Source organism: Gluconobacter sp. OJB, from assembly GCF_039638275.1.
In the GTDB taxonomy this organism is placed as follows: Bacteria; Pseudomonadota; Alphaproteobacteria; order Acetobacterales; family Acetobacteraceae; genus Gluconobacter; species Gluconobacter cerevisiae.
Window position 1 is genome coordinate 1297591 of record NZ_JBDIWH010000001.1, and the last position, 23591, is coordinate 1321181.

At 58.9% G+C, this 23591-nt stretch carries 16 protein-coding genes and 1 tRNA gene; 6 read left to right on the forward strand and 11 right to left on the reverse strand.

Annotation, left to right across the window (positions count from 1 at the left end):
- Nucleotides 1–2: 2 nt before the first annotated feature.
- The 4 genes from recJ (at nucleotide 3) to ABDK74_RS06085 (ending at nucleotide 4470) form a co-directional block, all read left to right on the forward strand.
- Nucleotides 3–1802: a single-stranded-DNA-specific exonuclease RecJ gene (gene recJ, locus ABDK74_RS06070; protein WP_346003114.1), complete on the forward strand. Its 1800-nt coding sequence runs from the start codon at nucleotides 3–5 to the stop codon at nucleotides 1800–1802.
- A 41-nt stretch (nucleotides 1803–1843) separates the two neighbouring features.
- Nucleotides 1844–1919 (forward strand) — tRNA-Glu (locus ABDK74_RS06075).
- Between the two features lie 517 nt (nucleotides 1920–2436).
- Nucleotides 2437–3411 (forward strand): NAD-dependent epimerase/dehydratase family protein, encoded by a 975-nt coding sequence (locus tag ABDK74_RS06080; protein ID WP_346003115.1) that lies wholly within the window; start codon nucleotides 2437–2439, stop codon nucleotides 3409–3411.
- A gap of 36 nt (nucleotides 3412–3447) precedes the next feature.
- On the forward strand, nucleotides 3448–4470 hold the full coding sequence (locus ABDK74_RS06085; RefSeq protein WP_346003116.1) for a LysR substrate-binding domain-containing protein: 1023 nt from the start codon (nucleotides 3448–3450) through the stop codon (nucleotides 4468–4470).
- A 154-nt stretch (nucleotides 4471–4624) separates the two neighbouring features.
- Here the strand turns inward: ABDK74_RS06085 and ABDK74_RS06090 are convergent, their stop codons facing one another.
- The 7 genes from ABDK74_RS06090 to ABDK74_RS06120 all read right to left on the reverse strand — a co-directional run bounded on the left by ABDK74_RS06090 (nucleotide 4625) and on the right by ABDK74_RS06120 (nucleotide 12051).
- On the reverse strand, nucleotides 4625–5428 hold the full coding sequence (locus ABDK74_RS06090; RefSeq protein ID WP_346003117.1) for a YdcF family protein: 804 nt from the start codon (nucleotides 5426–5428) through the stop codon (nucleotides 4625–4627).
- A gap of 29 nt (nucleotides 5429–5457) precedes the next feature.
- A complete protein-coding gene (bla, locus tag ABDK74_RS06095) occupies nucleotides 5458–6252 on the reverse strand; it encodes a class A beta-lactamase (protein WP_346003118.1) in 795 nt (264 codons plus the stop codon).
- Nucleotides 6253–6438: 186 nt separating this feature from the next.
- On the reverse strand, nucleotides 6439–7701 hold the full coding sequence (locus ABDK74_RS06100; RefSeq protein WP_346003119.1) for a sodium:proton antiporter: 1263 nt from the start codon (nucleotides 7699–7701) through the stop codon (nucleotides 6439–6441).
- 201 nt (nucleotides 7702–7902) lie between these two features.
- Entirely contained in the window at nucleotides 7903–8646 is a 744-nt protein-coding gene (nagB, locus tag ABDK74_RS06105) for a glucosamine-6-phosphate deaminase (RefSeq protein ID WP_346003120.1), read from the reverse strand.
- Entirely contained in the window at nucleotides 8643–9752 is a 1110-nt protein-coding gene (gene nagA / locus ABDK74_RS06110; protein WP_346003121.1) for an N-acetylglucosamine-6-phosphate deacetylase, read from the reverse strand. Before nagA ends, nagB begins: the two co-directional genes overlap by 4 nt.
- A complete protein-coding gene (gluP, locus tag ABDK74_RS06115; RefSeq protein WP_346003122.1) occupies nucleotides 9749–11038 on the reverse strand; it encodes a glucose/galactose MFS transporter in 1290 nt (429 codons plus the stop codon). Before gluP ends, nagA begins: the two co-directional genes overlap by 4 nt.
- Nucleotides 11035–12051, reverse strand: coding sequence for a BadF/BadG/BcrA/BcrD ATPase family protein (locus ABDK74_RS06120; protein ID WP_346003123.1), 1017 nt, complete (start codon nucleotides 12049–12051; stop codon nucleotides 11035–11037). Before ABDK74_RS06120 ends, gluP begins: the two co-directional genes overlap by 4 nt.
- Nucleotides 12052–12413: 362 nt before the next feature.
- Here ABDK74_RS06120 and ABDK74_RS06125 point away from each other — a divergent pair, with 362 nt between their 5' ends.
- Nucleotides 12414–14567: a TonB-dependent receptor domain-containing protein gene (locus ABDK74_RS06125; protein WP_346003124.1), complete on the forward strand. Its 2154-nt coding sequence runs from the start codon at nucleotides 12414–12416 to the stop codon at nucleotides 14565–14567.
- Nucleotides 14568–14587: 20 nt separating this feature from the next.
- Here ABDK74_RS06125 and ABDK74_RS06130 read toward each other — a convergent pair whose 3' ends face one another.
- The 3 genes from ABDK74_RS06130 to ABDK74_RS06140 form a co-directional block, all read right to left on the reverse strand.
- The gene (locus ABDK74_RS06130) at nucleotides 14588–15811 is read right to left on the reverse strand and encodes a DUF1501 domain-containing protein (RefSeq protein WP_346003125.1); all 1224 of its coding nucleotides are present in this window, start codon (nucleotides 15809–15811) and stop codon (nucleotides 14588–14590) included.
- A gap of 3 nt (nucleotides 15812–15814) precedes the next feature.
- Entirely contained in the window at nucleotides 15815–17122 is a 1308-nt protein-coding gene (locus ABDK74_RS06135) for a DUF1800 domain-containing protein (RefSeq protein ID WP_346003126.1), read from the reverse strand.
- A 158-nt stretch (nucleotides 17123–17280) separates the two neighbouring features.
- Nucleotides 17281–18072 carry a deaminated glutathione amidase gene (locus tag ABDK74_RS06140; protein ID WP_346003127.1) on the reverse strand — a complete coding sequence of 264 codons (792 nt, stop codon included), beginning with the start codon at nucleotides 18070–18072 and terminating at the stop codon, nucleotides 17281–17283.
- 485 nt (nucleotides 18073–18557) lie between these two features.
- Here ABDK74_RS06140 and ABDK74_RS06145 point away from each other — a divergent pair, with 485 nt between their 5' ends.
- Nucleotides 18558–20489 carry a hypothetical protein gene (locus tag ABDK74_RS06145; protein ID WP_346004175.1) on the forward strand — a complete coding sequence of 644 codons (1932 nt, stop codon included), beginning with the start codon at nucleotides 18558–18560 and terminating at the stop codon, nucleotides 20487–20489.
- 22 nt (nucleotides 20490–20511) lie between these two features.
- On the opposite strand, the gene ABDK74_RS06150 is transcribed toward ABDK74_RS06145, so the two are convergent.
- Nucleotides 20512–23589, reverse strand: a complete 3078-nt coding sequence (locus ABDK74_RS06150; RefSeq protein ID WP_346003128.1) for a CusA/CzcA family heavy metal efflux RND transporter — start codon at nucleotides 23587–23589, stop codon at nucleotides 20512–20514.
- Nucleotides 23590–23591 lie beyond the last annotated feature (2 nt).

Here is a 23591-nt window from a genome sequence, read left to right on the forward strand (position 1 = left end):
CCATGCTCGCAGACGATACGGGCGCCGTCCTCGGCGTAACCCGAAGTGCAGGAAACCGCCGCTGGATCTGGCGCGATCCCAGACTGGCGGAAGCAGACAACCGACTGGCTCTCGCTCTCGCCCAGCAGGCCAATATTCCTGAGCTTCTGGCCCGTATCCTCTCGGCACGAGGCGTCGCACCCCACGACGCCTCTTCGTTTCTCAATCCCCGCCTGCGCGACGCCATGCCCGACCCGTCCTGCCTGCAGGACATGGACCGCGCCGCCAAACGCCTCGCACAGGCCGTCCGCAACCACGAACATGTCGGCCTGTTTGGCGACTACGACGTGGACGGCGCCTGCGGCACTGCCCTAGTCTGCGACACGCTGCGCGAACTCGGCTGTACCGTCAGCACCCATATCCCCGACCGCCTGACCGAAGGCTACGGCCCCAACACCGCAGCCCTCGAAAATCTGCTGTCGAAAGGTACGACCCTACTTGTCTGCATCGACTGCGGCACCGCAGCGATCGACATCCTCAACGGCCTGACAGACCGTGCCGACATCATCGTTCTCGATCACCACAAACCCGACGGAGCAGCCCTGCCGAAAGGCATCGTGGTCAACCCGAACAGGCTGGACTGTGCGTCGGGCCTGAACAACATCTGCGCCACCGCCGTCGCATTCCTCACCATGGTCGCCACGATCCGCCTCCTGCGCCACACCAACTGGTTCGACGACGGACAAGCCATTCCCGACCTGCTCCAGCGCCTCGACCTCACGGCCCTCGCCACCATCTGTGACGTCATGCCGTTGACCGGCCTAAACCGCGCTCTTGTCATGCAGGGCCTGCGTGTCATGTCGCGCGGGGAACGCCTCGGACTGGCCACACTTTCCTCCGTCGCAGGCGTGAAGGAAGAAGCCAGCGCAATGGCCTGCGGCTTTGCCCTCGGTCCTCGCATCAATGCCGGAGGCCGCATCGCACAGGCGGATCTGGGCCTGAAACTCCTGCTGTCCGAGGATGTCGTGGAAGCCCGTGCCCTTGCCGAACAGCTCGACCGCGTCAACCGCCAGCGCCAGACCGTCGAATCCACAATCCTCGATTCCGCCATGGAGCAAGCCCAGCAGCAACTCGACGCAGGCCACGCCGTCATCTTCCTGCATGGTGAAAACTGGCACCCCGGTGTCGTCGGCATCGTCGCAGGACGCCTGAAAGAACGCTACAACCGCCCCGCTCTGGTTGCCGCTCTGACTGATGGCATCATCAAGGGCTCAGCCCGCTCGGTTCCCGGACTGGACCTTGGAACCGCCATCATCGCCGCCCGCCAGAACGGCCTCCTCCTCACAGGCGGCGGACACGCCATGGCCGCCGGGTTCTCCCTTGCCGCAGATCGCGCCGAAGAGTTTCACGCCGCCCTGAACACCCAACTCTCCACCGCGCTGGCGTTGCCCAAACAGGACGCGCTGAAACTCGATGGCATCATGACACTGGCCGGAGCCTCCATCGCCGTCGCCGATCAGCTTGCCCGACTGGAGCCTTTCGGCCCCGGCAATGAAGAACCGGTCCTCGCCATCAGCAATGTCCGCTGCGTCAAAAGCGAACGCATCGGCAAGGACGGCAACACGCTCCGCGTCATCCTGCAGGGCGAGGACGGAAACACCCGCCTGCGGGGTCTGGTCTTCCGTGCAGGCGACAAACCCTTCGCTCCCCTGCTGGAAGACCGCGCCATGCCACTGCTCCACATCGCGGGCACATTACGCGCCGAAACATGGCAGGAGCGAAAAAATCTATCTTTTTTCATTTCCGACGCAACAGCCGCTTGACGCCCTCCTAAACCCCTTCTATACACCCGCTCACGCCTCCAGTCCCGTTCGTCTAGAGGCCTAGGACACTGCCCTTTCACGGCGGCAACACGGGTTCGAATCCCGTACGGGACACCAATTTATTTGGTAATAGCGTCAGCAATTCAGAGCTGAACTAGGCGCCAAAGCTGAAAATCAAGTGACGATTCTGGATCAACGATAGCTCCGTTCTTTTTCGGAGTTTGTCTTGTGGACCACCCCAAATCCGTCGCGAATGCTAACGATCTCGCCGCAGGCACCCTCTACCCATATGGTGTGAGCGGTAGAGGCCCGAAGCACTACAGGCACGCAAGCCAGTCAACGGTTTGTGGATCGTCAGAACATTCAATACAACCCGTTTTACCCATACTTGGCCTGAAGAAACTGCAATCAAAGTGCGCGGTCTCGATCCAATAGGTCTTTTATGATGCAATGCAGAAATCCTACATAAAATCTTTGATCGTCCTCGCCTTATCAATAGCTATGAAAAGACCGTCTATTTTGTTTTGGTGAGTTCTCTTCATCGCTATATTGAAAGAGTAGAGGGAAGAAAAAGCTGCGGTAGGCGCTATTCTCAATGACACACTGTAAACATGTACCTGCATGGAGATTAGCAATGTCGAGAATTATCGTCATCGGTGGCACGGGTCATATCGGGACATATCTTGTGCCGGCGCTTATCGATCAAAGTCATGAGGTGGTCAGTGTTAGCCGTGGGCTAGCCAGAAGCTACACCCATAACGCCGCATGGGACCGCGTCGAGCAGGTCACCGCCGATCGTCAGGCGGAAGAAAAGGCCGGTACTTTTGCCGATCGTATCGTTGAATTGAAGCCGGACATCGTCATCGACCTGATTTCATTCAATCTGGCCAGCACCCGACCATTGGTCGAGGCACTCCGGAGCAAGATCGAACACTTCCTGCATTGCAGCACGCTCTGGGTTTACGGACACACCACCGCAGTCCCAGCAGGCGAGGACGAGCCGCTTAATCCGTTCGGCAAATACGGTATAGACAAGGCCGAAATTGAAAAATGGCTTATGCACGAAGCGCGCATCACCGGGTTCCCCGCGACAATCTTTCGCCCCGGTCAAATTGTCGGCGAAGGATGGACACCAATCACGCCCCTCGGCAACGACAAAGCAGCCGTCTTCTCAAAAATAGCACGTGATGAAGAGATCATTCTCCCCAATCTCGGACTGGAAACAGTCAATCACGTTCACGCAGCCGATATCTCGCAACTGATCCAGCGCGCACTCACAAATCGCAGTATTGCGGTTGGCGAGACGTTCAATGCGGTTTCAGATACAGCACTGAATCTGAGGGGCTACGCAGAAACGATCTTTGCGTGGTTTGGTCTCGAACCAAAGATCTCTTACGTTCCTTATGAGGAATGGATGAAGCTGCAACCCACACCAGAAGAAGCACATCACTCCTGGGAGCATTTTGCGCGAAGTTCGTGCCTGTCGATTGAAAAAGCACGCCGCAAACTCGGCTATGAACCGACTTACAGCAGCATTGCGGGCGTCAAGGAATCCATTGCATGGCTTGTCGAGAACGGCAAGGTTGAGAAACCCAAGGCTTGGAACTGACCGTTTCCCTGATCGCTCCGGTCCTTCGCGCTATGAATGTTGACGTTGTTCATAAAGTTTCGTGGCTTGATTGCCCATGTGACTCATATCGCAGCGTTTGAAGACAAGACGATTGTGATGCGTACCGGCAAGAGAAACTGGAGCCCGAGTATGTCCGTAACACGCTCGCAACTCACCGATTTTTCGTATTTTTTAGCCATCGCCAGACATCGTAATTTTCGATTGGCAGGTCTGGAAATGGGGTTGAGCCCGTCAGCAATGAGCCATGCACTGAAGGGGCTGGAAGCAAAACTTGGCGTGCGTCTCGTCAACAGAACGAACCGTAGCGTGACTTTGACTGCAGCGGGTGAGGAATTTCGGAACTCGATTGAATTGCCGCTTCAAGACATCAATCAGGCCGTGGAACGTCTGAACAAACATCGTGACTCTCCGCGCGGGCGTATCCGAATTAATGTGCAGGTGGACGCAGCACACACGATTTTACCTCCCGTTCTGGCGCTTTATGCAGAGCGCTATCCCGAAATTGAAATCGAGATGGAGGCCACTGATCGTTTGGTAGATATCACCCATGAAGGATTCGACGCCGGTATCCGTGTCAGTGGAACTGTGCCGGAAGACATGGTGGCACAGCGTATCTCAGGCGATTTACGGTGGATTGTCGTTGGAGCACCCGCATATCTTGAGCGGTTTGGTACCCCACAGACACCCGCCGATCTTGAAAACCACCGCTGCATCAACGGACGATTAGGTGATGGACGTATCTATCAGTGGGAATTCGAAGGACCTGACGGTGAATTTTCGATACCAGTCCCGACCCAGTTTGTCATGAATGACCGTCCCACGATGCTGGCCATGACATTGGCAGGCACCGGCCTTATGTATTGCGTCGAGCCGGTATTTGCACCCTACCTAAAAAGTGGCGAACTTCAGATTGTACTCGAAGAATGGGCCGCCCGGGGCGAAGGATATCAAATTTACTATTCCAGCCGGAGACAGGTCCCGCTCGGTTTGCGCCTGTTGATTGATCTGATACGAGAAGTTCGTCCGTTAGGTTTGTAATTTATCTGGAGATTCATATTTTTCTATTCCACCAGGCAGCGCCTGGAGGAGAATCCATCCAGTTATCATTTTCAGAACCAGGAAACCAAAACATTCCTTTCTACTCTCTCAGCAAGTCTGCTTCAGTGCGCGAGAGAAGAGAGATGCATCTCCATCATGTCAGGACGCGGTTCTTCGTTGTTTCATGGTTTTTCAAAATCTCACGAACATGCTGATACATCATTTCAATTTCATCAGGAACGTCGACATGTGGAATGAAGCCTCGTCCACATGGGCCGTAACCATTCTCATCGTCTCGCAACCGGGGGATTTCTCCCATGATCAGAGACAGAAATCGTTCTGGACTCCACAACCCGGAAGGTAGCTCTGAAGCATACGTCGTGATCCCGTCTTGTATTTGAAGACGAGGCACAAAGGTCGGACAGCTATAAAAAACCGCTTCGCAGGACGCTTCCTTCCAAGCCTTCTGGAAAGTCACAAAAGTCCGTAACTGCATGGCGGGATCTTGAAAGAGAATAATCGTTCGGGCTTTCTGCCCCAGTTCTGAAAGAAGTACCTTCGTAAAGATCGCGTTCTCACCACAGTTGGTAGAGCGTGTTTCCAAAATCAGTTTTTCTTTTGGAAAGCCCCAGACCTGAGAAGCCAAAGCCCCAAAAATCTCAGCTTCTGACCTGTTTTCCAGACTTTCTTCTGGCAACAGGTTTTCTGCTCTGACGCTCTCCACAAGGAGAGTAGTCGAGTGTCCAATTCCACCGGAAAAAACCAAAGGACAGTTTGCTTCCAGTGCTGCCTTGCAAGCGGCATGAGCTGTTTCAAGAATGGCATTCCCAGCATGAATCACCAGATCCACTGGCGCACTGCCAGGCTGCGGCATGTCATCGAGAGCCAGAAATGCTGATATTGTATTGACGGCATCAACATCGCTCTGCGTTTTCAAGCAGGTATTGAATTCAGACATCTGGGGCTCTTTTCTCGTCGAAGGCTGCACTAAACAGGACATAACGTCTCAACCGCAATACGCGCGATTCCAGAAAATGCTTCAAAAAGCTGCGTTTCATCAGGTTGTCCACCGCGTGTATAAACGCAGACAATGAGTGGTGTTCCCTGTCTTGACCACGCGACGGCGATATCTCCGACGGCATCCCGCCCGTTGTTGCCAGTTTTGTCACCGACAACCCAGGTAGAGCGAAAACCTGCGCGCAATCTTTTACTGCCAGTGTGACAGTCTTTAAGCCATCCTGTCAGCAAAGAGCAGGACTCTGCTGACAGAACATGACCCAGCACCAGATGTTGCAGTATGGCCGCCATAGCCGCAGGAGTTGTTGTATTGCGCAAACCACCTGGGGGCGTTCTGTTCAGGACGGGTTCCCAATCATCCAGGCGCGTTTCATGCTCCCCGAGCGAGCGCCAGAACCGTGTCAGTGCAGCAGGACCGCCCACCCGTGCCAAAAGCATGTTGGCGCAGGCATTATCACTCCATTCCACAGCAGCCTGACACATGGCTTTGACGGAGAGACCACCTGCTTTGACGTTGGTTTTGGCCACCGGGGCATAGGCGTCTCCCAAATCTGACGCTGTATAGGGCACGAATGTTTCAAGGTTTTCTTTACCCTGATCCGCTCGGAATAAGGTCAAAGCCGCGAGCGACGCCTTGAATGTGCTACACATGACGAACCGCTCGTTTTCTCGCCATGCCAGGCACTGTTTGGTTTTCAGATTCCGGGCATAAACCCCGATATGACCACCCGTTGCCTTTTCGTATTGCGACGTGATGGATGCCATTCGCGTGGCGGCACATGCTGGCATTGCCAGGAGGACAGAGCTTCCGACCAAGAATTTTCGCCTGAACATCACTGGAATTTTATGCCCCTCATGTTGGCAGCCCGGCCGATCAGTGCGGACAATTGCTGGCTGTTCCCAACTGAAGGTCCATTCTTCACCGCTTTATCTAAAGAGGTGAAAACGGTTTTACTGAGGCGAAGGCGTGAAGGATGGATAAAGCCTGCGGACAACCCGCTCCATGGTCAGTCCCTGCACGACGATGGTAAACACCACCACGCCGTAGCAGACTGGTAACAGTAGGTCCCGTAAGTCTCCGGGCGGCAATCCAAGCGCCAGAGAGACGGAGATCCCGCCACGCAGTCCGCCCCAGGTCAGGACACCGAGAACGCGGCCACGTTCCCAGTTCCGAAAATGAACAGGGAGCGTTGAAAACAGCACGCTCAATGCCCGCACGACAATGGACAGCGGGATTATGGCAAGCGTCGCCAGCATCGCAAACAGATGCGGCGAAATCTCAAGAATTTCGAAACCGATCAGCATGAACAGAAACACGTTCAGCATTTCGTCGATAAGGGTCCATGCCACGTCAAGCTCCTTGCGGGACGCTGCATCGAAAACGGAATGACTATAGCTTGTTCCAAAGCATAACCCCGCTACGACGACAGCAATCGCACCTGACATACCGAGGTGATTGGCGATGCTGAAGGTTCCGGTCGCCAAAGCCAGCGAGGTCAGCAGATCGATATGCGGATCCCGCTGCCTCTTGAGCACATACAGCGCAATCCACCCGGTCAGTGCGCCTAGCAGACCGCCACCGATTGCCTCCCGACAGAAGCATAGAACAATCTCCGAGACACCCACTCCCTGACTGTCTCCGGTCGCCAGTCCGATCGTGACGCCGAAAATGACAACGCCCACGCCGTCATTGAACAGACTTTCACCCGCGAAAACGGCTTGAAGTGGTCCCGGCAGGCCCAAGCGTTTCAACATTCCCACGACCGAAACCGGGTCCGTAGGTGCGAGAATGGCACCGAGTACAACGCACCATGTAAAGGGAACGGCGTGACCCAGCAGGGGAAAAACGGACCACGCTGCAACCGCCAGAAAGGCCACGGCCAGAACAGTCCCCAGAACCGAGAGCGCAGCCACGGAGGCAAGTTTGGCCCTCAGATGCCCGACATTGACCTGCATGGCTCCGGCAAACAGGAGGAGCGACAATGCCCCATTCAGAAGTGCCACAGGGAGATTGATAGCTCCCAGTACAGATCGTGGAAGAGCCTGAAGATCATAAGCCGGGATCAACGGGTTCAGAACCATGATCAGCAGGGAGGCCAGCAATGAAAAGACCAGCACGCCAATTGTCACAGGGACGCGAAGCGTGTGGTGATTGAGAATGCTGAAAGCAGCTGAAAGACTCAGAAGCAGGGCGAGGAGGCTGATGGTGTCCATGCCTCACCGCTGGCGTCTTCCGCTTCCTGCGTCAAGAAAAACTGGAGACGCTCTGCTATTGGAAATAGCCTGACAGTGCCTAGAAGACAGACGGAGTTTTCATCGTATTTCCGCCAAAAGATGGATCATTCGGACGGTGTTTCGCGTTCAAAGCCTCTTTTGGTTATGCAACCACACCGCATACCAGACGACCCGACTGACCTATTCTTTATTGCGGTGCAAGATCCGAGCGGCGGCCTCATCCAGAATGACTGTCACATCGTCATGAAGCCGAATGGCCGTGGCACTGACAGCCTCGCTGATCGGACCGTTCAGCGCCTCGTCAACGATCGCCGCCTTGCCGTCGCCAACAGCCACCAGCAGAAGACGGCGCGCTTCAAGGATCGTCCCCACCCCCATCGTCAGGGCGCGTTCGGGCACCCGTTCCGGGTCATCACCGAACATGCCGCTGTTCTGCCGCCGCGTCACGTCATCCAGATGCACAACCCGGGTCCGGCTTTCGAACGCGGAAGGCGGTTCATTGAAACCGATATGCCCTGTCTCGCCAATGCCCAGCAGCTGCAACCCGAGGCCACCGGCCGCGCAAATGGCGGCCTCATAGCGCGCGCATTCCGCCTCCAGATCCACGGCCGAGCCGTCCGGCACATGTCCCTGACCGGCAGACATGTTCACATGCGAAAACAGATGCTCCTGCATGTAGTGGCTGTAAGAGTTCGGGTCTGTCGGCGGCAGACCAACATATTCGTCCAGATTGAACGATGTCGTGCCGGAAAAATCCAGCGTTCCCGCTTCATGCTGCTGCACCAGAAGCTGGTAAATATTCTCCATCGTGCGGCCCGTCGCCAGCCCCAGAACAGGCGCCTGAGATCCGCGGATTTCCTCCGCGATCATGTCCGCCGCGCGCTGAAACGCCTGATCGGGCGTGTCCGTGACGATAATTTTCATACCCTGCGCTCTCCATTGACCCAGACTTCGCTGACCTGAAACCTGTCATCAAGAACCGTGAAATCTGCCAGAAGATCCGGCGCAATGGCCCCCCGGTCCTGCAACCCGAGATAGGCCGCAGCATTCGTACTGACCAGACGCGCCGCCTTCGGAAGCGACATTCCGGCATCAAGAGCATTCCGCAACGCCTGATCCAACGTGAGAATACTCCCCGCAAGCGTGCCATCCGGCAGCCGAACCACGCCATTACGGATCATCACATCCTGCCCGCCAAGCTGGCTCGGACCATCGGCCTCACCGGTACCCCGCATGGCATCCGTCACGAACAGCAGCCGCTGCCCCATCATCTGCTCCGCCAGCCGGAAACTGGCGGGATGAACATGGTGCGTATCGAAGATCATTTCCCCATACGCCACATCACTGCACATCAGCGCCGTCACCGGACCGGGACGCCGCCCCTCAATCGCCGACATGGCATTGAACAGATGCGTCCCTCCGACGGTTCCCCCGGCCGCACAAACCAGACAGATCGCCCGTTCGGCACCCTCAAAATCCGTGGTGGTATGCCCCAGACTGACCCGGACACCCGCCTGCGCAAAGGCCTTCATGGCCGTCGGCGCGTGGTCCAGCTCCGGCGCGATCGTCACAACACGCACACACCCCGTCGCAACGGCTTCCGCCACCCGCTCGGCGGTCGGCTCGATAGTGAACGGCGGCTGGGCCCCCAGCTTGTGCGGACTGACGAACGGCCCTTCCAGATGCGCGCCATGAATGCGCGGCCCACCCTCTACACCCCGATCACAGACTTCCGCCACCGCCCGCAACGCGTCCATAACCTCCGCCCAGGGCGCGGTGATCGTCGTCGGCAGGATCGTCGTGGTTCCGTGACCCAGATGAAAGCGCGAGAGCGTCTCAATGGCCGCAACCCCGTCCATCGTATCGGCCCCGCCGCCGCCATGGACATGACCATCAATAAAGCCCGGCAGGATATAGCGCTCCGGCACTCCGGATTGAGGCACGATCTCGCGGATATGGCTGTCAAACTCCACGCGCCCAGAAACAATACGATCGCGCAGGACGATCCTGCCCTCAAGATGCGCCATCATGGCTCCTGATCCAGTGGTAAAAGCCCCGTCCGACCATAACGCCGGGCATACAGCAACAACGCCAGATAAGACGGCAGAACCAGCAGCGCAAACATGCCCTGAAAGCCCACGTACGGCTTGAGAATGACGTAAATCTGCGGAATGATCGCCCCGCCACTATACGCCATGACTAACAGGGCGGATGCGAGCGGCGTCCACGCCCCGGCCCCCCGAATGGCGATCGGGAAAATCGAGGGCATCAGCATGGCATTGGCCGCCCCCAGCAACGCCACACACAGAACCGAAACATAGCCCTGCGTCAGAAACGCCGCGACCGTCAGCCCCGCGCCCAGAAAACAGGCCAGTTCCATGAGCCGCTCCTGCGTCACGATCCGCGGCACAACCAGAAACCCGAGGATATATCCCCCCAGCATTCCGGCCAGCGTCAGAGACGTGAAAAAGCGCGTCTGGCTGAGCGGCAGACCAAAACCCTGCCCATAGGTTCCAATAGCGTCCCCAGCCATGACTTCCACACCGACATACAGGAACATCACCATAATCCCGAACACCAGATGCGGCCGGAAAATACGCCGGCTCCCCTCCAGAGGTCCCGGCAGCGCTGGCGCCTGCAAATCCGGCAGCGGGCAGAGCGCCACGCCGATAGCCGTCAGCAGCAGAACAACAGCCATCGTCATGTAAGGCGCGTAAATCGCCTGCACGAACCCCGACAGAAGCGCATTGCGCGCCACAGGGTCCGTCGTCTCCTGCGCCCGCTGGGACAGCGTCCCAATATCGCCCATCACCACAGTCGCCAGAACAATCGGGGCCAGAATCCCCGCGCATTTGTTGCACACGCCCATAATGGCAATGCGCTGCGACGCCCGTTCGGACGGCCCCAGCAGACTGACCAGCGGGTTGATCACCACCTGCATCAGAGACAGCCCGGCCCCCATCACCAGCAACCCGGTCAGGGCACCGCCATAAAGACGCATGGCAATGAACTGCCCAAACAACGCCATGCCCGCCGCGCACAATACGAGCGAAACCGCCAGCCCTCTGCGCAGACCCAGCTTCCGCGCCAGAAAAGACGCAGGCAGAGAGAACAGGAAATACGAAAAATAGAACACCATCGGCACGAGAAAGGCGCTCGTGTCGCTCAGATTAAATGCCACGCGCACGAACGAAATCAGCGGACCATTCATCCAGGTCACAAAACCCATGATGAAGAAAATGGCCGCCGCCACACCCAGCGGCGCTAGTCCATAGTCCCCGGTTAGCCCCCTGCCGGACTGGACAGGCGCCGTCACGACGTCAGCCCCGCATCACGAAGTGCAACGGACACGCGCTCAATCCACGCATCATCCACGTCCCACCCGGCCAGACGCGCGGCATTGAGTAGTCCACCTCCGACTGGCGGAAGACGCGGCGGCACAGGCGCACCATGCCGAACAGCAACGTTTTCCCGAAGAAACCGGCTCTGGAACGTTCCTCCGGCATAACTCCACGGCAGCGATGTTTCGGGAAAATGGCGCTGGGCCGCCTCGATATGGGCGCAAAGATGATCCGCCGCCTCACGCATCAGCCGCCGGGCCGGTTCCAGCCCGCCCTCGGCCAGATCCGAAACGATCCGCGCCAGAGCTGCAACACTGGCCCTCGGATGGCGGAGCGTCCCATACCACTCCAGAAGCGCCGTCCCACATGCATCTTTTTCAATCGGAAGCCCCATTGCGGTTGCAAACGGCGCGAAAAACACATGATCCGCCTGATTGCGTCCATCCAGAAGCGCCGTCAGCAGCCCCAGCGCCTGACGCCCGATCCAGAACCCACTGCCCTCGTCCCCGAATAGGCCACCCCATCCACCAATCTTGACCTGACCGCCCCGGCCATCCGTAGCCCATGCCACCGACCCCGTACCCGACAGGACCAGAGCCCCGGCCTCCCCCGCGAAAGCCCCGGTACACGCCATCTCCACATCGCTGCAGATGCTGAAAGGCCCCGCAAAGGCGTTCCCCACAACATCGCTCTGTTCACGCCCCAGAACCCGCGTCTCTTCATACCCCGCAAGCCCCAGAGACAGCGCTTCCGTCGCGGCGGGAAGCTGCCCTATCAAGGACTGCAGCACGTCCTGCCAGTCAGTCTTGTCAAACGGATTGGACCCTTCCCCCCGAAGCACAGGCCCCAGAGATCCGTCCCTGTTCACGACAGCCAGAAGCGTCTTGGTCCCCCCGCCATCAATGGCGGCAATGCAGGGAAGCATAGAAGAAAACGCCCCGTCAGCGAACTGGTGACGGGACTGTAGGGTCGGGGGAGAGACTGTCATGTTTTAACGTTTCGCTTGAGAAAACAAAGGCAGAGAAAAAAGACCCGTCACCATGGCGGAGGAATGGCCCCATATCCAGCGTCCCAATGTTTTTTACCGCTTTTCAGATCACCCTGACAGAGGGCTTTCAGCACCAGCCTCTTCTGATTTTCCGATCATTCCTCCCGCAACAGACCTTATGCTGATTGATATAGCATATTGCATATCATAACGCTGATGCTTTAAGTCTGACACCGCCCCCTGATTCCGGGTGGCTGAACCCCACGCCTCAGGCCGCCCGCATGTACCCCAGCAGATATAGCAAATACTATACCATGATCAGTTTACTATCGTGCCGGAAATGCTTCCGGACCTGCGGTTTGATGGCCGTCAGCCTGACCCTCATCGGCACAGGTTTCGCCAACGACACCCCCTCCAAACACAAATCCCGGACCGTCAAAAAAGCCGATCCCGCCAAGAAAACCGCCCCTTCCGAACACATCAGCGTCGTCGGGCATCTCAACAGCGAACGCGCCCGCATTTTCCCCGGCCTCGGCGCCGTGGACTACACTATCGACCAGCGCCAGATCGCAACCACACCCGGCGGCCAGAACGCGGCCTTCAGCCAGATCCTCCTCCGCGTCCCTGGCGTTGTTCTCGACAGCTATGGCGAGGTCCATGTTCGCGGCGAGCATGGCGGCCTGACCTATCGCGTCAACGGCGTGCTGCTGCCAGAAGGGCTGAACGGCTTCGGACAGGAACTCGACACCCGCATCATCCAGTCCGTGGACCTGCTGACGGGCACGCTGCCCGCCCAGTTCGGCTTCCGCACCGCAGGCGTGGTGGACGTCACGACCAAGACTGGTGATAGCCTCAAGCACAATCAAGTCTCGCTGTATGGCGGCAGCTACAACACGTTCGTCCCGTCCGTGCAGTTTGGCGGCCAGCATGGAAAACTGGACTATTTCACCACTCTCTCCTTCACCCGCAACAATATCGGCATCGAAAACCCGAGCGACACGTTCCGCGCCATCCATGACGTGACCGAACAGGAAAAAGCCTTCGCGTATCTGTCCTACCATCTTGACGATGCGAGCCGGATCACGCTGCTGACGAGCGCCTCCTACGCGGATTTCCAAATCCCCAACTCGTTCAAGACATTCGACACAACCAGCCCGGACTACACGACCCTGTACAACGTCGCGGGCGTCAATCCGCATGACCCGTCCATGAACTGGGCCAACCTGAACGACAGCCAGACCGAACAGAACTATTACGCCGTGCTGTCCTATCAGCGCACGACCGAAAAACTGAACCTTCAGGTCTCACCCTATTTCCGCTATGGCCGGATCGACTACACACCGGACCTGGACCGGGACCTGATCTATCAGGGCGTCTCGGAACACGAAGTCAACGACTTCACGACCGGCGGTATGCAGGCCGACCTGTCTTACGAGATCGCCCCCCATCACACCCTGCGGGCCGGTCTGCTGGGGCAGTACACGTCCGAACGTCTGGATACCAATACGCTGGCCTTCCCCGTGGACGCCGCCGGAAACCAGACATCCGACATTGCGAAACGCATGATCGACAATACCGGAAACTGGTCCGTCGAAGCGGGTGCCTATATTCAGGACGAGTACAAAATTACCCGCACCCTGACCTTCAATTATGGCATCCGTTACGACCGTTTCGCCTCTTCCTTCGACAATGAAGGACAATTAAGCCCGCGCGCGAACATGGTCTGGAAACCCACCCGCACCACAACGCTGCATCTCGGCTATTCGCGCTATTTCGCCCCGCCTTCCCCGCAATATGTCTATCCGTCCACACTCGCGCGCTTTGCGGGCACCACCAACGCGGCTGCGAACACGATCAACAACGCCACCAAAGTCGAGAAATCGAATTACGTCGATGGCGGCATCCTCCAGCGCATCACACCTGAATTCCAGATCACGCTCGACGCCTACGCCAAATGGGCGCATGACCTTACCGATCTCGGACAGTTCGGCCGCGCCGTCATCCTCGCCCCCTTCAGCTACAAACGCGGCCGCGTCTATGGCGCGGAATTCGGCAGCTCCTGGCGCCACGGCCCTTGGTCGATGTACGGCAACTTTTCCTACGTCAAAACCTCGGCCCGCGACATCAATTCGGCAGAGTACCAGTTCGATCTGGTCGAACTCGCCTATATCCGCAACCACGCAATCCAGCTCGACCATCAGGGCGAATTCACCGCCACCGCAGGCGCATCCTGGACCACGAAACACGACATGGCCTATGTCGATTTCGTCTATGGCTACGGCCTGCGCAGCGGCTTCGCCAATCTGGAAAAGCAACCGCAATACGACGTCTTCAACATCGGCTACCAGCACACCTTCACAAAGGTTCCGTTCGGACATGACCTCAAGATCCGCGCGGACGTCATGAACCTGTTCGACAAACGCTACCAGCTCCGCAACGGCAGCGGCGTCGGCATCTATCAGGCCCAGTACGGCCAGCGGCGCGGCACGTTTTTCTCAGTCGTTTCGGAGTTCTGAACGGATGTAAGAACCCGGCCTCACACCGGAACAACCAGCCCCCGTGCAGGTTCCACAGCCGTGCCCGGAAAGACCGTCCCCACCGCATGCTGCGGCAGATGCAGATGATCGCACAGCACCCCCGCCACGACCGACCGCAGATCGGTCGTCGGCGCAAGGTCCCGGTTCTCGAACAACTGCCCGGATCGCAGACCGGGCCAGGTCCCCCCAACCTTCCCGCCTGCAACCGCACCGCCTGCCAGAAATGCGACCGTCCCCGTCCCGTGATCCGTCCCCCCCGTGCCATTGATCCGCACGGTCCGCCCGAATTCCGTCAAAGCCAGAACCACGGTGCGGCTCCAGCTCTCGCCCAGCCCCTGACGCAGCACCCCGATACCCCGGTCAAGCTGCGCCAGCGGCCCGCCCAGCCGCCCGAGCTGCCCGGCATGGGTGTCCCACCCCCCGATTTCCAGCGCCGCCACACGCGGACCATGCGCCGTCGCCAGCATCTCCCCCGCTGCTGTGGAAAGCTGCGTAAACGCATCGATTTTCCGCGGCTTGCCCGCAGCATCCACACCCGGCGCAGCCGTCATGCCCCCTTGCGTCATGGCGGCATCCGAAAATCCCCGCGCTTTCAGAGCATTCCGTAACGCCGGCCCCGTCACCGGGTCGGACGCATTCAGCGCCAGAATCTGACCATACAGATCGGCATCTGGATGTTGGCTTCCCGCAGGCGCATAACTTCCAACCCGCGCCGAACCGCGCAGCAGAAGCGGTACCGTCAGCCCCATCGCCAGCCCATATCCATCCGGCCGGTTCGCCTTGCCCTGAAGCACGGAAACAGCCCGGTTCAGCCATCCGCTCCCCAGACGCTCATCCGCCCCGCTCTCCAGATAATCCTGCGCCTCGAAATGCGACCGGCTGCGGTAATGCCCCGCAACGGCATGGATCGGCAGCATCTGCCCCTGACCATAAAGCCCATGCAGCGTCACGAGAGACGGATGCAGCCCGTAAAACCCACCCAGATCGAGCAGCCCGCCCTCCTGCCCCGGCTCGGGCAGAACCAGCGCCCGGCGATACGACGCCAGATCCGGATCTCCATACGGCGTCACGGCTGACAGGCCGTCGAGCGCGCCCCGTAGCAGGATCACCACAAACCGCGGATCATCCGGCCCACCGGAAGAGCCCGCAAAAGCAAGAGAAGACCGCCCGAGCGTCCAGGCAGACGTCAGACCCAGCAGAGCGGTACGACGGGATATCATCATGGCTCAGCGCCTCTGGAATTCAGGGGAGGAAAACAGCAGGGCCAGCGCATCCTGACGCGACCCGGCATGATGCATGGCCGTGCGGGTCTGCGGTCGCAGGGCCGGACCAAGGGCAATATCGGCAATATCCATCGGATCGCCGGTCCGGACATGCGCCGCCACACGCCAGGCCCAGTCCGTCCGCGCCAGCATGTCCGCAGGCGCGGACCAGTCCGCCGCATCGTCGCTCCAGCCATTGGGCAGCGGCGCGGTCCAGAGCGGCTGCCCGAGCGACGCAAAACCCGAAACAAGCTGATGCGCCGGAGAATGCGGATCACCCGGCTGGCTGGGCGCGCCCCCCACGGACAACGCCCTCAGAACCGCCGTGGCATAATCCATGGGGGAGCGGAACTTGCCCCCACCCAAAGCCGGTTCCGGCAATGCTCCCAGCGCCAGAGACGCCGCCCGCAGATCCCCGCCACTGGCCTGCAAAACACCCTCGACATGCCGCACGGACGCAGGATCTGGCGTATCCGAAACGAAATGCCGAACCATCTGCGTGGCGATATGCCGGTAGGTCGCCGGATGCGTGCCCAGAAACTGCAACGCCTGCACGCCGCCGTCCTCGCCTTCGGGGAAAGCCTGTCCCATGAGCGTTTTCACACCCGGCTCATGGGCCTTTTCGCGGAACACAAAACCCGGTTCGTCGGCTTTCAGATCCACGCCCCATCCCGTCAGGATCGCGGCAAAGGACGTCACATCCGCCTGACTGTATCCGGACGCAGGCGAGACGGTATGCAACTCCAGACATTCGCGGGCCAGGTTTTCGTTCAGCCCGCGATGGCTCCTGCGCCCCGCCGCGCTGTCCGGCCCGATGGAGGACGCATTGTCCAGATACATCAGCATCGCCGGATGCCGCATGACCGCCAGCAGCATGTCCGAAAAGCGCCCCGTCACATGCGGGCGGATCGCCTCGCGCATATAGGCGCCTACAACGGCGCGCGTACTGCCCTGCCGCAGACTGACCGTGAAATGATTGAACCAGAACCAGACGAGCCGCTCCCGGAACGGCTGCTCCGTCAGCAGCAGATTGTCCATCTGTGTTGCGACTTCAGCCTGAAAGATCGGCTTGACCAGCGGATCGCCCTGCATCTTGGCCTTCCGCTGTTCCCGCAGCGCCACCAACCCGTCCGCACACGACCCCACATCCGCAAACACGGCCCTGTCCGGCCCGGTCAACTGAACCATAAGCCAGTCCTGAACGGATAGACCAGAACTAGAGCCATCCCGCTGGCCCCACCCAAACCTGTTGATTGCGCTGACTGATCGCATGGCATCCTCGCGAAACGGGGCGATAACGGGAGTCGGCACCCTACAGAACGCTGGGCCGTCCATGTGGCAAAAGATGGGCCGTCAGATGTGAAATTTTTTAGACTTCCTCCACGACTGTTGTCGGAGGTTTCCCTCCGATAGAAAGCGGAAAAGATACCTTAGCGGTCAATCAGGATTGGTGCTGCAAAGCGGCGGTTTTCCAGAACCGGAAGTACGCGCCGCGCATGCGCAATCCGCTCGCGATCCAGCGTAGCGAAACCCAGAGCGGGCGCTTCACCCAGCGCGAGTGTAATCACACCCAGGGGATCGACCACCATGCTGGCACCGCAGTTGCGCGCACCGCACTCCCCAACCGCCACAACATAACAGGTGTTCTCCAGAGCCCGCGCCACGGCCATGATTTCCCAATGTCGTTCCTTCATCGGACCTCTGACCCAGGCCGCGGGCAACAGTATAGCCTCGGCCCCGGCCAGAGCGAGATGACGTGCCAACTCCGGGAAGCGCACATCATAGCAGGTCATCAGACCGACCTTCATGTCCCCGATCTGCACGACGGGTGGCAGTTCCTGCCCCGGTGATGTCCGCTGGGATTCCTTCATGCTGAACGCATCGTAGAGATGCAGCTTGCGATACTGCGCGATGAAAGCCCCGTCGCGCAAAACAAACTGCGTATTGTAGAACCGTCCGTGCCCGTCCGGCACATTCACACATCCCGCCACGGCAATGCCTTGGCTGGCGGCGCGCAGTCCTTCCATGAACGGGCCGTCCAGCGGCTGTGCCGTCTGTGGCAGAAGCTCCGGATTGTTGATGTCCTGTGCCAGAATACCTTCGGGCAGAACCAGCAGTTCAGCCCCACCCGCCTTCGCCTGTGCGATCAGATCCAGACATTGCCGCTGGTTGGTTTCCCAGTCCGGCGCCACAGCAAACTGTCCCAGAGCAACTTTCATCATCGCATTCCATTTTCCATAAGAGCGGACACTCGCCCACATCCAGTCTTCGTAGCATGGCCGCCCCAGAAAACATGGTGAAGATGCTGAAGGGTAATACTTTACTATTATGGGAGAAAATTCCCCAGAGAAAGAATCATTCAAGAAAAATTTTAACATGAATTAAGAACGAATTTACAAATACAGTATATTAACAATATTTAGTAAAATTAATAAAACAAACATCAAATAATTTTATCAAAATTTACTGTAATTTTCTTTTCCATTACCCCCTAAACAGCATCTTTATTCTTAAAAAAGACTTCACGATTCCGTTATAATGCTCATGAGGCATACCACAATATTGTCATTTTCCCGCGCATCTCTGCGGCTTTCGGGCTTCTGACATTCTTCTGAAAATATTTTTAAAAGCTATCAAGCCCGAGTTCATGCACATGTTCGTGACATCTTTTGACATGGGGGATTACTTGATTCTGCTCACCTTCCGTATGCTGCGGTCCCTGCGTTATTCGGGACGTGCATCCCTGTTTCTTGGAACAGCTCTGGGCGCTCTTTCACTTAGCACGCAGGCCCGGGCCGACGACGATATTGTTTCAAGGATGGAACAGGAAATGAGCCGTCTTCAGGCTGCTCAGGCTCATGTTCAGGAAGAGCAGCGTGCCATCAATCACGACATGGCCATTCTGAAAGCAGAAATCGCCCGACATCACGCTTCTGGCCCATCAACAGCCCGCGCAGACTCTCCCCATGCCGAACAGATCGCTTCGCAGGAAAGCCATTCCGGCCATATCGCCACTGCTTCTATGCGCCGTCACGGCATCAAAACGGTCGAGCCCACAGAAATCGCCGGCTCCGGGCATGACATGACGGCTACGTCCGGTTCGGCGTCAATACATGGTGCTCACACACGACGCGACAGGGTGTCCCTCTCACCAAGCGGACGCGACCTGATAGACACCGGCAAAGGCTCGGAACTTGCCGTCGTGGGCCATCGCGCCGAAGACGTTCTGGTTCATTTCGCAGAGAACGGCGTCGGCCCTCATCCGCGTGAAACTGTTGGCGCGCAGTCTGCGGGTGCGATTGGCGATCATGGTGTCTTCCATCTCGGTCCCGTAACACTCATGCTGGGTGGATTCGTTGATACTGCCGCCGTGCTTGAAAACCGCCATATCGCCTCGGACACATTCAATTACTGGCAGGATATGCCGTATCCGAACGAGCCGCGCTATCACACCAACAATTTCACGGGCGGCGCACGCTATAGCCGCCTGTCCCTTCTGGCGCGTGGGAATATTGATTCGGAATCGACGATTTCCGGTTTCTTTGAATCCGATTTCGGCGCAGGTGCGGTCACGACCGATCCCTACGAAAGCAACAGCTATTCCTTCCGTCTGCGTCAGGCCTATCTCGCCTATGACGATAACAAGGAAGGTTGGCATTTCCTCGGCGGTCAGGCCTGGAGCCTGCTGACGCCGGGCCGTGCGGGTATCGTCGCGCGGCAGGAAAGTCTTCCGGAAACGATCGAGGCTTCCATGCTCGCAGGCCAGACATGGTCGCGGCAATGGCAGGTCCGCATCGTGAAGGATTTCTTCCACCATCGCCTGTGGACAGGCCTTTCCATCGAAAATCCGGCCACGCTGTATGATACGACCGGCTTTTCTGCGAGCAATGGCGCTGTCTCCATGCCCAATGGCTCGACCGTCACGATCGGCGAGAACGGCGTTGGCCTGACGAACGACACGTCGATGTTCTCCAACGAAATCGCACCCGATGTCATCGGCAAAGTCGCCTACGACCCCATCTGGGGCCATTACGAAATGGAAGGTATCCTGCACTTCCCGCATGACCGCGTGACTATGGGCCATACCGGACATAACAACACCGCTGTGGGCGGGGGCGCGGGTGGCTCCATGATCCTGCCGCTGATTCCTGGCAAGGTCGAGCTGCGCATGGCCGGTCTCGCGGGCTGGGGCATCAACCGCTACGGGTCCGTGCTGTTGCCCGACGCTACAATCAAGGCCAGTGGCAGCCCCGATCCACTCTTTGGTATTCAGGCGCAGGCAGGCATTATCGCGCATCCCAATCCGCGGATTGATGTGTACGGCTATTTCGGCACACAGCGCGTCGGCCATTCCTATTTCAACGAAAATGGCGGAGCCTACGGCTACGGCAATCCGACTTATTCCAATGCAGGCTGCCTTCAGGAACTGTCTGCCCTGTCCTGCACCGCCAACACGCGCGGCGTGTCCGAAGTCACGATCGGCGGCTGGTGGCGCTTTTTCAAAGGCAAGTTCGGCACTGTCGAAGCAGGTACGCAGCTTGCTTATGCCCGGCGTCAGATCTGGTCCGGCATCGGTGGCGATCCGCATACCAGCATGAGCCAGATTTTCTTCGACTTCCGCTACCTGCCCTTCCAGTAAGAGCTCTTCGCACCGGACAGACTTAGCTCTGTTCCGGTGCACCGCGGTCGTCGCGGCCAAAGAAGCGGGCATAAAGCGTCGGCAGGACAAACAGCGTCAGCAGCGTGGAGGAAATCAGCCCTCCGATCACGACAGACGCCAGAGGCCGCTCCACTTCCGCGCCTGATCCGCCTGAAAACGCCATCGGAAAAAAGCCCAGACTGGCTACGGATGCCGTCGCCAGAACGGGCCGCAACCGGCTCCGGGCAGCCTGAAACGCGGCATCCGCTGCTGCCAGTCCCTCTTCCCGGAACACGCGGATCTGGCTGACCAGCACCACACCGTTCAGGATCGCCACGCCAAACAGGGCGATGAACCCGATCCCCGCCGCAATGCTGAACGGCAACCCACGCAGGGCCAGCATGAAAATGCCGCCCGTCGCCGCCATCGGCAGATTGGCAAACACAAGCGACGCCGCACCGAAAGATCCCAGAGCCGCCACCAGCAGCAGGAAAATCAGCGTCAGCGCAATCGGCACGACAATGAACAGACGGTGCAACGCTGATTGCAGGTTGCGGAACTGCCCGGCCCAGACCATCCGGTAGCCCTGCGGCAGTTTCACATTCTGCGCCACCGCTTTCCGCGCGGCCGCAACGAACGAGCTGACGTCCCGCCCGCGGATATTGGCCTGAACGATCACCCGGCGATGGATGTTGTCCCGGTCGATGCGCGGCACACCATCCGACAGCACAATGTCCGCGACCTGTGACAGCAGAACCCAGCCCTTTCCATCCGCCCGGCGCACCTGCAGATGCCCGATTTTGTCCGGCGAACTGACCGCATCCGCCCGCAGACGCACCTGTGTGGGAATGATCGCCCCCTGTACCGTCACGGGCTTGCCGACATGCCCGCCCACGGCCTCGACCACCGCCAGAATGTCCGGCACCGCGACCCCGAGCCGGGCTGCCGCATCGCGGTTCACATCGATATGCAGGAACGGCACCGTCCCGCTTCCCTGCAACGCCACATCCGCCGCGCCCTGCACGGTTTGCAGCGTCGTGACAACCTGTCCGGCAATCCGGTTCAACTCCGCCAGGTCATCGCCGTAGATCGAAATCGCAAGCTGTGTCCGCACCCCGGCGAGCAGATCGTCCATTCGCATCTGAATCGGCTGCGACCACGAATAAGCTGCATCTGGCAGCGTTTTCTGCAGGGCGTCATTGATTTTCGTGACCAGTTCCGTCTGGGTGGATGCCGTTTTCCACTCGTCGTGGGGTCTCAGGAAAACGAACGTATCGGTCTCGTTCGTTCCCATCGGATCGGTAGGGATTGCCGCCGTCCCCGTACTGCTCACAACCGTCCGGACTTCGGGGAAAGAGCGCAGGATCTTTTCTTCCGCCGTCACGCTGGCCAGCACCGTCTCCAGCGAGGCTCCGGGGAGGCGCGTCGAGGTCACGACCAGCGAGCCCTCTTCAAGCTGCGGTACGAACTCGCCCCCCAGCCGCCCACCGATCAGCACCGCCGTGATAAATGCGACACCCGTCACAATCAGTAGCCGCCCACTATGGTGCTCGGTCCAGCGCAAAGCGGGCTCGTAATACCGGCGCACGGTCCGGACGAACGCGGTTTCCCGATCCGCCTGAACCTTGCGCATCAGCATTGCCGCAAGAACCGGCACACAGACGAAGCAGTAAATCAACGACGCCAGCAGGGCCATAATGACCGTCTGGGCCATCGGCCGAAACATCTTGCCCTCGATGCCCTGAAGCGTGAGCACCGGCAGATAGACCATGATGATAACGAAAATCGCAAAGCTGACCGGCCGTATCACAGCGCGCGCCGCGTCCGCTGTCAGCGCGGCAAAAGGTTTCCCCTCCCGGTTCTCGCCGCGCTCGACCATGATGTGTTCCACCACGACCAGCGAACTGTCCACGATCATCCCGAAATCGATCGCACCCAGACTCAGCAGATTGGCCGACACGCCAAACAACCGCATCCCCGCCATCGCCGCAACCAGCGACGCCGGAATGACGGACACGATCACCAGCGCCGCCCGCCAGTCACCCAGAACGACCACCAGCACGAACAGCACCAGAGCAGCGCCAATCAGCAGGTTTTCCTTGACCGTATGGATGGTCTGACCCGTCAGATCCGCCCGGCTGTAGAAAGGCTCCAGTGTGACACCCGGCGGCAGGGACTGGCGGATGGTCGGCAGGGCACGCCGGATCGCATCCAGCGTCGCATTCGAACTCGCGCCGGTCCGCATCATCACAACGCCAATGACCGCCTCGCCCTTCCCGTCCCGCGTTACTGCCCCGAGCCGTGTGCGCGGTCCTGCGGACACAACACCCATGTCCCGCAGCCGGATCACATGACCATTCGCGCCAAGCTTCACGGGGATGGCGCCAAAATCCGCGAGACTGCCCACCAATGCGCGCCCGACCACAACATTCTGCTCGGCATGATGCGCAATCCAGCCACCACCCGACGAGGCGTTGTTCGTGTCCACGGCCTGAACGATATCGCCGATCGAAACCCCAAACGCCCGCATCCGCGCCGGATCGACGGAGACCTGATATGTCTCGACCGATCCACCATTGACGTTGACATCCACCACGCCCGGCACCAGCCGGAGCTGCGGCACAACCGTCCAGGTCATGAGCCGGTTCAACTCCATCAGCGACAGGCCATCACCCCGGATCTGGAGCTGCATGATCTCGCCCATGCCCGTCGCAAGTGGTCCCATCGACACACTCACACCCGGTAGCGTGATGCTGTCCCGTGCCGCCTGCAAACGCTCCGAAACCCGCGTCCGGTCCAGATCAATATCCGTCGCATCATCGAACTGGAGATAGACCGCTGACACCCCCGTCCGCGACACGGACCGCAGATCCGTCACGCCCGGGATTCCGGTCAGGCTGGCCTCGACGGGAAAGGTGATGAGCTTTTCGACTTCTTCCGTCGCCAACCCCGGCGCAGTGACGGAGACCATGACCTGTTTAGGCGAAATATCCGGCACCGGCTCGACCGGCAGACCCGGCACGGTCATGATCCCGCCGATCATCAGCGCGACGAGCAGGCCCAGCAGGACAAAACGATTGGACTGAAAGAAACGCAGCATGA

Bases quoted from the DNA above. Each gene is read 5' to 3' on its own strand.
- recJ (WP_346003114.1), top strand. From the start codon at position 3: ATGCTCGCAGACGATACGGGCGCCGTCCTCGGCGTAACCCGAAGTGCA.
- ABDK74_RS06080 (WP_346003115.1), top strand. From the start codon at position 2,437: ATGTCGAGAATTATCGTCATCGGTGGCACGGGTCATATCGGGACATAT.
- ABDK74_RS06085 (WP_346003116.1), top strand. From the start codon at position 3,448: ATGTTGACGTTGTTCATAAAGTTTCGTGGCTTGATTGCCCATGTGACT.
- ABDK74_RS06090 (WP_346003117.1), bottom strand. From the start codon at position 5,428: ATGTCTGAATTCAATACCTGCTTGAAAACGCAGAGCGATGTTGATGCC.
- bla (WP_346003118.1), bottom strand. From the start codon at position 6,252: ATGGCATCCATCACGTCGCAATACGAAAAGGCAACGGGTGGTCATATC.
- ABDK74_RS06100 (WP_346003119.1), bottom strand. From the start codon at position 7,701: ATGGACACCATCAGCCTCCTCGCCCTGCTTCTGAGTCTTTCAGCTGCT.
- nagB (WP_346003120.1), bottom strand. From the start codon at position 8,646: ATGAAAATTATCGTCACGGACACGCCCGATCAGGCGTTTCAGCGCGCG.
- nagA (WP_346003121.1), bottom strand. From the start codon at position 9,752: ATGATGGCGCATCTTGAGGGCAGGATCGTCCTGCGCGATCGTATTGTT.
- ABDK74_RS06120 (WP_346003123.1), bottom strand. From the start codon at position 12,051: ATGACAGTCTCTCCCCCGACCCTACAGTCCCGTCACCAGTTCGCTGAC.
- ABDK74_RS06125 (WP_346003124.1), top strand. From the start codon at position 12,414: ATGGCCGTCAGCCTGACCCTCATCGGCACAGGTTTCGCCAACGACACC.
- ABDK74_RS06130 (WP_346003125.1), bottom strand. From the start codon at position 15,811: ATGATGATATCCCGTCGTACCGCTCTGCTGGGTCTGACGTCTGCCTGG.
- ABDK74_RS06135 (WP_346003126.1), bottom strand. From the start codon at position 17,122: ATGCGATCAGTCAGCGCAATCAACAGGTTTGGGTGGGGCCAGCGGGAT.
- ABDK74_RS06140 (WP_346003127.1), bottom strand. From the start codon at position 18,072: ATGATGAAAGTTGCTCTGGGACAGTTTGCTGTGGCGCCGGACTGGGAA.
- ABDK74_RS06145 (WP_346004175.1), top strand. From the start codon at position 18,558: ATGCTGCGGTCCCTGCGTTATTCGGGACGTGCATCCCTGTTTCTTGGA.
- ABDK74_RS06150 (WP_346003128.1), bottom strand. From the start codon at position 23,589: ATGCTGCGTTTCTTTCAGTCCAATCGTTTTGTCCTGCTGGGCCTGCTC.